The following is a 12,624-nucleotide window of genomic DNA, read 5'->3' on the forward strand; positions in this document are numbered from 1 at the left end:
CTTAGAAAGGAGGTGATCCAGCCGCACCTTCCGATACGGCTACCTTGTTACGACTTCACCCCAATCATCTATCCCACCTTAGGCGGCTGGCTCCAAAAGGTTACCCCACCGACTTCGGGTGTTACAAACTCTCGTGGTGTGACGGGCGGTGTGTACAAGGCCCGGGAACGTATTCACCGCGGCATGCTGATCCGCGATTACTAGCGATTCCAGCTTCATGTAGGCGAGTTGCAGCCTACAATCCGAACTGAGAATGGTTTTATGGGATTTGCTCGACCTCGCGGTTTTGCTGCCCTTTGTACCATCCATTGTAGCACGTGTGTAGCCCAGGTCATAAGGGGCATGATGATTTGACGTCATCCCCACCTTCCTCCGGTTTGTCACCGGCAGTCACCTTAGAGTGCCCAACTTAATGCTGGCAACTAAGATCAAGGGTTGCGCTCGTTGCGGGACTTAACCCAACATCTCACGACACGAGCTGACGACAACCATGCACCACCTGTCACTCTGTCCCCCGAAGGGGAACGTCCTATCTCTAGGAGTGTCAGAGGATGTCAAGACCTGGTAAGGTTCTTCGCGTTGCTTCGAATTAAACCACATGCTCCACCGCTTGTGCGGGCCCCCGTCAATTCCTTTGAGTTTCAGCCTTGCGGCCGTACTCCCCAGGCGGAGTGCTTAATGCGTTTGCTGCAGCACTAAAGGGCGGAAACCCTCTAACACTTAGCACTCATCGTTTACGGCGTGGACTACCAGGGTATCTAATCCTGTTTGCTCCCCACGCTTTCGCGCCTCAGCGTCAGTTACAGACCAAAGAGTCGCCTTCGCCACTGGTGTTCCTCCACATCTCTACGCATTTCACCGCTACACGTGGAATTCCACTCTTCTCTTCTGCACTCAAGTCCCCCAGTTTCCAATGACCCTCCACGGTTGAGCCGTGGGCTTTCACATCAGACTTAAAGGACCGCCTGCGCGCGCTTTACGCCCAATAATTCCGGACAACGCTTGCCACCTACGTATTACCGCGGCTGCTGGCACGTAGTTAGCCGTGGCTTTCTGGTTAGGTACCGTCAAGGTACAAGCAGTTACTCTTGTACTTGTTCTTCCCTAACAACAGAGCTTTACGATCCGAAAACCTTCATCACTCACGCGGCGTTGCTCCGTCAGACTTTCGTCCATTGCGGAAGATTCCCTACTGCTGCCTCCCGTAGGAGTCTGGGCCGTGTCTCAGTCCCAGTGTGGCCGATCACCCTCTCAGGTCGGCTACGCATCGTTGCCTTGGTGAGCCGTTACCTCACCAACTAGCTAATGCGCCGCGGGCCCATCTGTAAGTGACAGCGAGATGCCGTCTTTCAGCTTTTCCTCATGAGAGGAAAAGGATTATCCGGTATTAGCTCCGGTTTCCCGAAGTTATCCCAGTCTTACAGGCAGGTTGCCCACGTGTTACTCACCCGTCCGCCGCTAACTTTAAAAGCAAGCTTTTAAAGTCCGCTCGACTTGCATGTATTAGGCACGCCGCCAGCGTTCGTCCTGAGCCAGGATCAAACTCTCCAATAAAGAGTTGATTAGCTCATTGCTAAACTCTAGCTTTTGTATTACTTGTTTTTATTTTATAACATTCATTATAAAACGATTATTGTTGACGTTTGTTTGTTCAGTTTTCAAAGAGCAATTTAGTTAGCCACTTAAGAAGCGACTTTCCTAATATACCATCTATCAACATTCGATGTCAATAGCTTTTTCAAAAATCTTTTCCGTCGTTTACTTCAACGTTTTGTGTTGTTTCAGCGACGGATATTAATATAACATTATTCTTCAATAATGGTCAACACTTTTTCCAAAACTTTTTTATTTTTTTTCTAAAACTCGATAACATCGGTGATAAACCCCTGGGCTTTTCGTTGAGATATTCACTACTTCTATTAGATGTTTATCAATCAAATATTCTATTAGCATTCCTAAATCAACCGAAAAGATAAGTAACGCTTCTTTTTCTAAAAGCTCATTAAATGTCCAAGCTTCCTTCTCTTTTAATATATCGAGAATATAGCTTGTACTTGTTCTCATTCTCGAATGAATTAAAAATTCACTTGCTAAGAATAAAAGCTCGAGCCTTTTTTCAATCGGCTCATCACTATTTACTAACTCTACATATAGTTTATAGATTTCTGGCTCCATTTGTTTTACTTGGCTCCATACCGTTACTTCTGGATGGAATCCATTTTCAATAACAGCTAAACGAGCTAAATGGTGTAAGGAATGAACAATATCGTTATACGCGTCCAAATAATGTTTATTTTCAAAGAACGCTTTCCCATCCATATATCGTTTAATAAGCTTCGCGAATTCTAGCGCCATTTTTTGTTTTCTTTCATTGATGGGAAATTCTTTTAATTCATTTTTGAGTTCATAAATAAATTCATTACGATCAAAAACAACTCTCCCATTGTATATCCATTCAAAGATTCTTTTATTATTTCCTAATAAGATCCAGCTTCTTAATTGTTTTTCTGTGACAATATGTAATGCTGCTTTCTTTTCCGCATATGTATAGTGCTTTATAAAAACAGGTTGCTCTGCTTCTTTCACAATAATAAGCATCACTGTATCAAAAGTATCTGTCACGGTCATTTCATTTTGTTTTTTATCAATGATTAATACGCCCAATGTATTTGTCTGGCTAGCTCTTTCTTGATATATAGGACGAAGAATATCTTCCATCGTTATTCCTCCATCTCCATGAATAAATTTTATTCGTTTCGTATTGTTTTCGACATTTTCTCTTAAAATCCTGCCCTATTTCCATGGCATACATGAAATCTTACTACAACTTGTTTAAAAATAAAATTACTTTTTTTGGCTGAAATCATCCAACTATTATCCGAGCATAATTTTAAACAATGACTGTTTTCGTAAAGTATGTTGCTATAACCCGCAGCCGAAATACGCTTCGCTTTCCTTAGGGCTCGCGCTGAGCCTTCCAGGGTCTCAGACTGTCTCGCTAATCCTCGTGGCTTCTAGGTGTATTCCAGCTGCTCTTTTTTTCCAACTTATTCATTTTAGAAAACAGCCTAACTAATGAACAGAAAAAAGAGGATATCTTTTAAAGAAACGCTTCGTATATTTCCTACAAAAGCGAGACTTAAAAGACAACCTCTTCTATTTTCTACATTAGTGCGCTTCTTTTTGAGCACAATCAGGACAAGTACCGTAAATTTCCAGACGGTGGTGGCTGATTTTGAATCCTGAAACATGGCTAGCAAATTGCTCGACCTCATCAAGTCCTGGATAATGGAAATCAACTATTTTGCCACACTCTTTACAGATAATATGATAATGGTGAGAAGTAATGAAATCAAACCGGCTGGAAGAATCTCCATATGTCAGTTCCTTTACTAAATTTACTTCACGAAAAACTCTTAAATTATTATAAACAGTGGCTACACTCATATTCGGAAATTTACCTTCAAGTGCTTTATAAATTTCATCGGCAGTCGGATGTGACATTGAGCTTATTAAATATTCAAGTATCGCATGACGCTGCGGGGTAATGCGCACTCCTGTTTCTTTCAGCTTATCAAGAGCTTCTTGCAACTCATTATGTTCCACGGACATGCACCCCATTTCTAAAAGATATTCTTATTTTATAATGTTTATAAATAGTGTACTAATAATAGGAGGGTTTTGTCAATACAGTTACTGTAATAACGCGGTTTTATAGATGTATGAACAATCTGAAAACACAATAATGATTATTTAACAATACCTACTATTAGATAAGAGTGAATTATTGAATGTTATTGATAATCTACTTTCATTATATGCTTATAAAACAATAACTTTCACCAGAATATTTATCCATTTCTTCTCTTTATAGGAGTGACTCCTATAAGATTCACTTACAAAAAAAAGACCAACGAACTGTTCGTTGGCCACCGACATATATATGAGGAGGTATATGCTCACTATACAATATGCTCCTCCCCTTTTAATGAGTGGACAAAAGTCCCTACCATAAAAATTAGGCTTCGATTTTTTCTAATGCTTGTTTGATTTCATCTACATGGCCAGCTACTTTTACTTTCTTCCATTCTTGAGCAAGCTTCCCTTCTTTGTCAATCAAGAAGGTCGATCTTTCAATTCCCATATACTCTTTTCCGAAGTTCTTTTTTAACTTCCAGACGTCAAAGCTTTCGGCTACTTCATGATTTTCGTCGGATAATAACGGGAATGGCAGCTCATGTTTTTCAATAAACTTCTGGTGTCTTGAAATCGGATCTGGGCTTACTCCTAGTACTACTGTATTAAATCCTTTGAAATCTTCGTGGTTATCGCGAAAATCACATGCTTCTGTTGTACATCCAGGTGTCATATCTTTCGGATAAAAGTATAAGACAACATTCTTTCCGCGAAAATCGGAAAGTTTTATTTTTTCACCATTATTTGCTTCTAGTTCAAAGTCTGGAACTGTTTCTCCAATATGAATAGACATCGTATCCCGCCTTTTCCTTTTTATACAAGCCTACCTAATTTGCTGCCATGAATCAAGAAAAGGGATTTACTAGTTGTTCATATCAAATACCGCCCGTGCCACAAAGGCGGCTGGAATCGTATAACCGATTAACGCCTCCACTAATACAACCATTCTTCCCATCCCGATCGGCATTAAATCGCCAAAGCCTACAGAGAATAAGGTCACTCCGCTAAAATATATACTAGTATGTAAAGTATGAAAAAAATCATAGTTCAAAGATGGCGCCTGTCCATCATTATAAACAGGAATTCCGTTCATTTGGAATAACGTATAGATTAATCCAAAGCCTATCATAATGGTGATATAGACAAAAATTAGATACATAAAATTTTCAAACGATACCCATTTTTCTTTTCTGCGGTAAGGAACAAACAGTGTTTTTAAGCTCATCGCAATAAAAAATAGAATGAGTGCTAATAAGACATAAAACATTTCCTTACCCCCTTACTTCCTTGCAAAGTATTTAATGGCTCCATCATTAATATCTATGCTTGTCTTGTGTATTTATTCGTTTATCCATTTCCTCTATTGGAAGTGGACGAAAAAGCTGTTTCCCTTTATCTTCTTTCAAAAAGTGCTAAAATGAGGGAAGGTATTTTTATAGAATGATACGATTTATAGGAGGTTTATATGTTACATACCAATTCAGAACGTTTACATGAAGAAGCTTTAGATATTATTGTTGGAGGAGTCAACAGTCCTTCTCGCTCTTACAAAGCTGTTGGCGGCGGCTCACCGGTTGTTATGGAAAGAGGGCAAGGAGCTTACTTCTTTGATGTCGACGGAAATCAATATATCGATTATTTAGCTGCATATGGTCCGATTGTTACAGGACATGCTCACCCACATATTACAAAAGCAGTAACGCGTGCAGCCGAAACTGGACTATTATTTGGTACACCAACACCGCATGAAGTCACATTTGCGAAAATGCTTCAGGAGGCAATTCCTTCTCTGGAAAAAATCCGTTTTATGAATTCCGGAACAGAAGCTGTTATGACAACGATTCGCGTCGCTCGTGCTTACACTGGTAGAAATAAAGTCATTAAATTTGCTGGCTGTTACCATGGTCACTCTGATCCTGTATTAGTTGCAGCTGGATCTGGCCCTTCTACACTTGGTACTCCAGATTCTGCCGGTGTGCCAGCAGTCATTGCAGCAGATGTCATCACTGTTCCTTTCAATGATTTAGATGCCTATAAAGAAGCATTAGATAAATGGGGCGATCAGGTTGCAGCTGTTCTAGTAGAGCCAATCGTTGGTAACTTCGGTATCGTGGAACCAGTGGAAGGCTTTTTGCAAGGAATCAATGACCTAACACATAAAGCAGGTGCACTTGTTATTTATGATGAAGTGATCACCGCTTTCCGCTTTACTTACGGGGGAGCACAAGACTTACTTGGTGTTCAGCCTGATTTAACAGCATTAGGAAAAGTGATTGGCGGCGGTCTTCCAATCGGTGCATATGGCGGCAAAAGAGAAATCATGGATCAAGTGGCACCAATTGGTCCAGCTTATCAAGCAGGAACACATGCCGGAAACCCAGCATCCATCCAAGCAGGAATTGCTTGTCTAGAAGTATTAAAGCAAGAAGGCGTATATGATTATCTAGACAAATTAGGTGCACTGTTGGAAAAAGGAATACTAGAAGCAGCAACACAATACAATGTTCCCATTACTATCAACCGCTTAAAAGGAGCACTTACTGTATACTTTACAACCGAAAAAGTATCCAACTACAAACAAGCAGAAAACACAGATGGCGAAATGTTCGGCCGCTTCTTTAAACTATTAGTAGAACAAGGAATCATGCTAGCACCATCCAAATACGAAGCATGGTTTATCACTATCGCACACACAGAAGAAGATATCGAAGCAACCCTACACGCAGTAGATCAAGCATTCGCAACACTTAAAGAAGAATATAAGTTTTAACTAGTAGTTAAAAAAGGTTCAGTACAATACTGGACCTTTTTTAATGAAACTCCAACTAAATTCCACCAACTGTTTTTGCAGCAGAAATCCCCACCCATTGGAACGTTTTACACCACTAATATAGTTTAAATCCATTTCAAATTTAACAACAATATGTCCATTTTTTTAAAAACGATCGAAAAAAGAAAAAATCAGGCATTAGTCTATTGAAGTTAGCATCTAATCACTGTATAGTACATTATTGTGTTTACTTTTCGTGTTTTTCGCAAAAAGTAAGGGGTATAAGAAAATATGTTAGTAACATTAAAGGAAAGGAACACTTATTTATGACACTAGGAGCGCGTATTCTGAAAACAGGAATCGCCATCGTTTTAGCTTTATTTTTAGCACAACTATTAAATGCACCAACTCCTGTTTTCGCAGGAATTTCTGCCATTTTTGCCATACAACCAACCGTCTATCGATCTTATTTATCTATTATCGAACAAGTACAAGGCAATATCATTGGCGCTATTATTGCAGTCATCTTTGTATTAAGCTTTGGAAACAATGTCTTTATCATCGGACTTGCAGCAATCATTGTTATTACCATCAACTTGAAATTAAACTTAGAAAAAACGATTACGTTATCCGTGGTAACACTAATCGCGATTATGGAGTCACCGACAGATGATTTCATTACCTTTGCGATAATCCGTTTTTCCACCGTGATGCTAGGAATTCTTTCTGCATCGACCGTCAATCTGATTTTTCTACCACCTAAGTATGAAAATAAATTGTACAATCATATTTCTGATATGAGTGAGGAAATAACAAAGTGGATTCGTTTGAACATTAGACATGCCTCTGAGCACAGCCTACTAAAGAACGATATTGATAAAATGTCAGATCGTTTAATGAAAATAGATCAATTATATACGCTCTATAAAGAAGAACGAAATTACTTCAAAAAGACAACCTTATTAAAAACAAGGAAATTAGTAATTTATCGTCAAATGATTGCGACATTGAAAAAATCTTTTCAAACGTTGAAAAAGATTCATCGTTATGAAAATGAGCTATTGAGCTTGCCGGAAGAGTTACAGCATATCATCCAGCAACAGCTGGACTGTCTGATTCATCATCACGAACATGTTATGCTTAAATTTATTGGCAAAGTAAAGCCAAATGTTGTTTTTGAAGAAGGCAGCATTTCTCTTGACCGTAACATGCTGTTTCAGGAATTAATGAATTACTATAAAGAGACCGAGTTAACGGTGCATGAAAATGAAGAAGCATTGAAGCAATATCATATGATGCAAATCGTCTCTGCTATCATTGAATATGACGAGAATGTCGAGCATCTTGATACATTAATTACGTCCATTCAAGTGCATCATCAGCATGAGGCTGATGTAACGATTGAAGAATAAGAAAAAAACTCTGGACACCCAGGGTTTAGACACTAAATTGACTGCAAAAACGTAAACTTTCTTCCTTGAAAAAAAGGGAACCAGAAACGATTTTCTGGTTCCCTTTTGCTTTTAATTTCCTAATTGTTGTATTTGAAATAGATCATGATAATGACCTTGTAACTTCATCAGTTCATCATGTGTGCCATCTTCCATGATTTTACCGTGTTCGATTAAGATAATCCGATCAGCATGCGTAATAGTAGATAGACGATGAGCCACAATTAAAGTCGTTCTATCTTTTGCCAATGCTTCAATAGACTCTTGAATCGATTGTTCACTTTCTAAGTCTAAAGCAGAAGTTGCCTCGTCCAAAATTAAGATGGGCGGATTTTTCAAGAACACGCGAGCAATCGCTACTCTTTGCTTTTGTCCCCCACTTAATTTCACGCCTCGTTCTCCTACTTTCGTTTCATACCCTTCCGGCAACTGCATAATAAAGTCATGGGCATTCGCCGCTTTTGCAGCTGCAATCACTTCCTCTTCCGCTGCATTCGGGTTTCCAATCATAATATTCTCTCTAATCGATTCACTAAAGAGTATATTTTCTTGTAAAACCATACCGATTTGATCTCTTAAAGAACGTGCTTGCAAATCGCGTATATCTTTTCCATCTAAAAGAATTCTTCCACCGGTAACATCAAAGAATCTCGGAATAAGACTGATTAACGAGGACTTACCTCCACCGCTCATTCCCACAAAAGCCACTGTCTCTCCTTGCTTAATATGTAAGGAAATATTATTTAGTACTTTCGGATCTTTTGTATCATAGGCAAAATCTACTTCTTCAAAAGTAATGTCTCCTTTTACATTTTTACAAGGAACAGCATTTGGCTTATCTTGAATATCGTATTTTTCATCAATTAAATCAAATACCCGGTCCATAGATGCGATTGATTGCGTCAACGTCGTGGAGGAATTCACTAATCTTCTTAACGGATTATACAATCTTTCAATATAAGCAAAAAATGCCATCATCGCTCCTAAAGATAAATCGCCATTCAACACTTGATAGCCTGAATAAGCAATCACAATCAATGGAGAAATATCGGTAATGGTATTAACTACAGCAAATGCTTTAGCATTCCATTTCGTATGATCGACTGCTTTTTCTAAAAAGGTATTATTATACTTTTGAAAATGCTTTTGTTCATGATCTTCGGTAGCAAAGCTTTTAATAACAGAAATCCCTTGAACTCTTTCATGTAAAAAGCTTTGCACACCAGCTAAAGCCTGGGATCTTTCTCTTGTTAATTTACGTAAATTACCGAAGAAATAGCTTACGGAAAGGGCATAAAACGGTAACAAAATAATAGAGACAAAGGTTAACTTCACATCCATCGTAAACATGATTCCAATTGTGATTAAAATCGTTACGGCATCTAACCATAAGTTCATTAAACCAGTCAAAATGAAGTTTTTCGTTTGTTCCACATCATTTATTACACGGGAAATAACTTCTCCTGCACGGGTATTGGAATAATACTTCAAGCTTAATTTTTGCAGGTGCATAAAAAGCTGATCTCTGATATCATATAATATTTTATTAGAAGTCCATTGTGCGAAATATTGACGGTAATATTCAATCGGCGGTCTCACCACAATAAAAATAATCATCGTGATGATCATGATTGTCCATAGATTACTCATTTTAGTTGCCTGGTCTAAGGTCGTGTTATTGATTATGTCATCGATTACGTACTTCAATAGCAATGGTATTAATAGCGGTATCGCAAATTTCACAATACCGATGATGATTGTCCCAATGATTTGCCATCGGTATGGCTTTACAAAGGTCATATACCTTTTAATACTATCCACATATACTCCCCTCTCTTGTTGCACTTGTTTTATTTCCGTTTTTTCTGTTTGGAAAACTTGATTGTGATTCTTTCTCGAAAATACCTTTTTTAATGGAGTTCGTTGATTTCCACTTTAGAGTGTTAAGCTACATTGATAAATAATTTGCAGCCAACTGACCACCTTAAAATTGCATTTTGCTTTATTCGAAAGCGGGATGGGCTCTGATAGGCTCTCTCTGTTCCCTTTTTTCCCTCTTCCAACGTCCAAACGGGCACTGAGGAGCCTTCTCTGGTCCATTTTTCTCTCTTTTAAAATCAAAACAGGCTCAGAGATCCCTCTCTATTTCCTCTTCCTTATGCCACCAACCGAAAACGCTCCCTAAGATTTTTAACCCCCTTCATTCTCTTCTAAATTCTTTCACACTTTAATAACAAGGAACCATTTTATCACTATTCGAAGCTTATGCATAAGAAAAAAGCCTGCTGAAATTCAACATGCTTTTTTCAGTCTTCCATATTAACTTCTGTACGTTAAGTATCTTTCATACCACAAATCAACAAAATCTGGTGCAAAGGGACCTTTTCTTTGTCTTATCCATTGTATTAATTGATTTACTTGCGTTTTCAAAATATGATCAATGACCTCTGGATATTTCATTTCTTGGCGATGTCGTTCGTACTCATCTTCATCTAATAAATTAAATGTCATATCCGGAAATATTTTGATATCCAAATCATAATCAATATACTTAAGTGCCTCTCCATCGTATATAAACGGGGAGCTTAGGTTGCAATAATAATGAATGCCATCTTCTCTAAGCATGCCAATGACATTAAACCATTGTTGTGAATGAAAATAACAGATTGCAGGTTCACGCGTTACCCACGTTCTTCCATCTGATTCCGTAACAATTGTACGATCATTACCACCTATTATTAAGTTCTGCGTCCCTTTAAGTATCGTTGTTTCGTCCCAGATTCGATGGATGTGCCCATTATGCTTGTAACTGTGAATTTGTATTGGTTCACCCTCGATAGGTACGCCCATTTTTATTTCTCCCCTACTTTCTATTTACGGACGCTTTGTAACCTGTTACATACTAAAAGCAATTCATTATTTCATTTAAGGCAACAAAGTACGATTCCTCTTTTTTCTTATTTCTTATTATAACGGTTCTCTAGTAAATTTAAAACAAAAGAACCATTGAAATTACACAATGGTTTTAAATATTCCATATTTTTATGAACTAGAAGATAGTTTCAGTTCATTTTCTTGGTAGACTCTAATGACCTTTTCTGTTTGGATTTCAAAAATTTTCTGTATTTCTTTAAGCTCTTCTTTCATGTTAATAATTTCTATTTGCACTTCTTTTAATTCCGTTTCTTTTTGTAGTATTTGTAATTGTGCCTCTATTTCTTCACACCGTTCTAATTCGCCTTGTAAATATAACAGTTTTTCCATTATTCGCATTTGTTCTCCAACTAATCCGTTAAATACATCCATGAAAAAACACATCCTACTCTTTTAATTTAGGTTCTGCATTTGTATATAAATAGACCCTTTTCTATTAAATCTTCCTTTTACTATTTCTTCGTATGTATGTTTATTCCTTTGACTACTTCTGTAGACAAAAGAGAAGTTTTGTCGAACATTCTAGTCTAATTCACAGCCTCAATACAATTATGTAACCATTAAACGTCTACTAAAAAAATAATAATAATAAAGATGATGACTATTTTTGACGAAAGCAAAGGGCACTCTCCCGTAAGTGAAGTGCCCTTTGTTTGCATTATTTGCTAGAGTTTTTAGCTTTTTTAGCTTCTGCTTGTTGGTTATATTTTTTTACTTCTGCAGTGCTTGTTTCGCTAGCAAATTCAGTACCATACTGACCTTGACCAGCAGATTGAGCGTTTTGTTGTTTTACTTCTTGAATGTTAGTTCCAGTTTGAGTTACACCAGATTTTTTAGCCATGAATATCACCTCCACGCATATTAATTTGTCCCAGACGTTTCAGTTCTATCCAAAGTTTTTTATTACCAATAAAATCCAGAAAATCTATTCCGATCAAATTAAAAGGGAATTCTCCTTAATAGGAAAATCCCCTCTTCTTATACCAATGCTTTTTAGTAAAATTGTTGCGAGTAACGTCTTATACTAGTAATGAAATACCACCATCAACAATAATCGTTTGTCCTCTGATCATGCTTGAATCGTCACTTACTAAAAACATAACTGCATTAACAAGGTCTTCCATTTCAACCATTCTGCCAGCAGGTGTTTTTTCAGCGGCAGCTTGAAGCAATTCTTCTCTATTTGGGAAATGTGTTAAAGCTTCTGTATCTACTGCACCACCGGACACGGCATTTACCACAATATTTTTCGGTGCTAATTCAACCGCTAAATATCTTGTTAATGCCTCAACTGCCGCTTTACTAACACCAACAGTTGTATAGTTCTCTAAATAGCGAATCGCTCCTAATGAACTGATGCTAACAATTTTGCCACCTTTATCCATTAACTTTGCCGCTTCTTGAGCACAGAATAATAATGCTTTACTGTTAATATTCATCGTCCAATTCCAATGAGATTCTTCTAATTCCATAATTGGTCTTAATACCCCAGATGCTGCATTATTAATAAAAACATCGAGTCTTCCAAATTCTTCTTTTACTGCTGCAAACATTGCTTTTATTTTATCCACATCGCCAACATTTGCTTTTACTAATAGAACTTTTCTTCCTAATGCCGTAATTTCATCAGCTGTTTCTTGTGCTGCCTTTTTGCTTCTTGCATAGTTTATTACAATATCATAGCCTTCTTTTGCTAAGCGGATCGCTGTTTCTTTTCCAATTCCTCTACTACTTCCGGTAATTAATGCTACTTTGTTTGTCATTCTTTTTAAT

11 protein-coding genes and 1 rRNA gene are annotated in these 12,624 nt (G+C 37.8%); 2 read left to right on the forward strand and 10 right to left on the reverse strand.

Annotation, left to right across the window (positions count from 1 at the left end):
• Positions 1-5: 5 nt before the first annotated feature.
• The 5 genes from NST60_RS06400 to NST60_RS06420 all read right to left on the reverse strand — a co-directional run bounded on the left by NST60_RS06400 (position 6) and on the right by NST60_RS06420 (position 4,963).
• Positions 6-1,554, reverse strand: a 16S ribosomal RNA gene (locus NST60_RS06400).
• Between the two features lie 291 nt (positions 1,555-1,845).
• Positions 1,846-2,718, reverse strand: a complete 873-nt coding sequence (locus NST60_RS06405; protein WP_016202778.1) for a nucleotidyltransferase-like protein — start codon at positions 2,716-2,718, stop codon at positions 1,846-1,848.
• Between the two features lie 450 nt (positions 2,719-3,168).
• Positions 3,169-3,612: a peroxide-responsive transcriptional repressor PerR gene (perR, locus tag NST60_RS06410; protein WP_016202777.1), complete on the reverse strand. Its 444-nt coding sequence runs from the start codon at positions 3,610-3,612 to the stop codon at positions 3,169-3,171.
• Positions 3,613-4,018: 406 nt separating this feature from the next.
• Positions 4,019-4,489 (reverse strand): thioredoxin-dependent thiol peroxidase, encoded by a 471-nt coding sequence (bcp, locus tag NST60_RS06415; protein ID WP_224427592.1) that lies wholly within the window; start codon positions 4,487-4,489, stop codon positions 4,019-4,021.
• Positions 4,490-4,558: 69 nt separating this feature from the next.
• Entirely contained in the window at positions 4,559-4,963 is a 405-nt protein-coding gene (locus NST60_RS06420; protein ID WP_101729582.1) for an ion channel, read from the reverse strand.
• 198 nt (positions 4,964-5,161) lie between these two features.
• Between NST60_RS06420 and NST60_RS06425 the strand changes: the two genes are divergently transcribed.
• Both NST60_RS06425 and NST60_RS06430 read left to right on the forward strand, forming a co-directional pair.
• Complete coding sequence (locus NST60_RS06425; RefSeq protein WP_016202773.1) at positions 5,162-6,466, forward strand: glutamate-1-semialdehyde 2,1-aminomutase; 1,305 nt, start codon at positions 5,162-5,164, stop codon at positions 6,464-6,466.
• 326 nt (positions 6,467-6,792) lie between these two features.
• Entirely contained in the window at positions 6,793-7,878 is a 1,086-nt protein-coding gene (locus tag NST60_RS06430; protein ID WP_224427593.1) for an FUSC family protein, read from the forward strand.
• 111 nt (positions 7,879-7,989) lie between these two features.
• Here the strand turns inward: NST60_RS06430 and NST60_RS06435 are convergent, their stop codons facing one another.
• The 5 genes from NST60_RS06435 to fabL all read right to left on the reverse strand — a co-directional run bounded on the left by NST60_RS06435 (position 7,990) and on the right by fabL (position 12,614).
• Entirely contained in the window at positions 7,990-9,738 is a 1,749-nt protein-coding gene (locus NST60_RS06435) for an ABC transporter ATP-binding protein (protein ID WP_318010494.1), read from the reverse strand.
• Between the two features lie 498 nt (positions 9,739-10,236).
• Positions 10,237-10,767 (reverse strand): nucleoside tri-diphosphate phosphatase, encoded by a 531-nt coding sequence (ntdP, locus tag NST60_RS06440; RefSeq protein WP_016202770.1) that lies wholly within the window; start codon positions 10,765-10,767, stop codon positions 10,237-10,239.
• A 192-nt stretch (positions 10,768-10,959) separates the two neighbouring features.
• A complete protein-coding gene (locus NST60_RS06445) occupies positions 10,960-11,223 on the reverse strand; it encodes a YgaB family protein (protein WP_016202769.1) in 264 nt (87 codons plus the stop codon).
• A 286-nt stretch (positions 11,224-11,509) separates the two neighbouring features.
• Positions 11,510-11,692: a gamma-type small acid-soluble spore protein gene (locus NST60_RS06450; RefSeq protein ID WP_016202768.1), complete on the reverse strand. Its 183-nt coding sequence runs from the start codon at positions 11,690-11,692 to the stop codon at positions 11,510-11,512.
• A gap of 178 nt (positions 11,693-11,870) precedes the next feature.
• Positions 11,871-12,614 (reverse strand): enoyl-[acyl-carrier-protein] reductase FabL, encoded by a 744-nt coding sequence (gene fabL, locus NST60_RS06455; RefSeq protein ID WP_169189615.1) that lies wholly within the window; start codon positions 12,612-12,614, stop codon positions 11,871-11,873.
• Between the last annotated feature and the right edge of the window lie 10 nt (positions 12,615-12,624).

This window comes from Niallia sp. FSL W8-1348, assembly GCF_038006745.1.
Taxonomy (GTDB): domain Bacteria; phylum Bacillota; class Bacilli; order Bacillales; family Cytobacillaceae; genus Niallia; species Niallia alba.

What these genes read in the sequence shown, in the direction of transcription:
- NST60_RS06405 (WP_016202778.1), bottom strand. Translation starts at nt 2,718, where the DNA reads ATGGAAGATATTCTTCGTCCTATATATCAAGAAAGAGCTAGCCAGACA.
- perR (WP_016202777.1), bottom strand. Translation starts at nt 3,612, where the DNA reads ATGTCCGTGGAACATAATGAGTTGCAAGAAGCTCTTGATAAGCTGAAA.
- bcp (WP_224427592.1), bottom strand. Translation starts at nt 4,489, where the DNA reads ATGTCTATTCATATTGGAGAAACAGTTCCAGACTTTGAACTAGAAGCA.
- NST60_RS06420 (WP_101729582.1), bottom strand. Translation starts at nt 4,963, where the DNA reads ATGTTTTATGTCTTATTAGCACTCATTCTATTTTTTATTGCGATGAGC.
- NST60_RS06425 (WP_016202773.1), top strand. Translation starts at nt 5,162, where the DNA reads ATGTTACATACCAATTCAGAACGTTTACATGAAGAAGCTTTAGATATT.
- NST60_RS06430 (WP_224427593.1), top strand. Translation starts at nt 6,793, where the DNA reads ATGACACTAGGAGCGCGTATTCTGAAAACAGGAATCGCCATCGTTTTA.
- ntdP (WP_016202770.1), bottom strand. Translation starts at nt 10,767, where the DNA reads ATGGGCGTACCTATCGAGGGTGAACCAATACAAATTCACAGTTACAAG.
- NST60_RS06445 (WP_016202769.1), bottom strand. Translation starts at nt 11,223, where the DNA reads ATGGATGTATTTAACGGATTAGTTGGAGAACAAATGCGAATAATGGAA.
- NST60_RS06450 (WP_016202768.1), bottom strand. Translation starts at nt 11,692, where the DNA reads ATGGCTAAAAAATCTGGTGTAACTCAAACTGGAACTAACATTCAAGAA.
- fabL (WP_169189615.1), bottom strand. Translation starts at nt 12,614, where the DNA reads ATGACAAACAAAGTAGCATTAATTACCGGAAGTAGTAGAGGAATTGGA.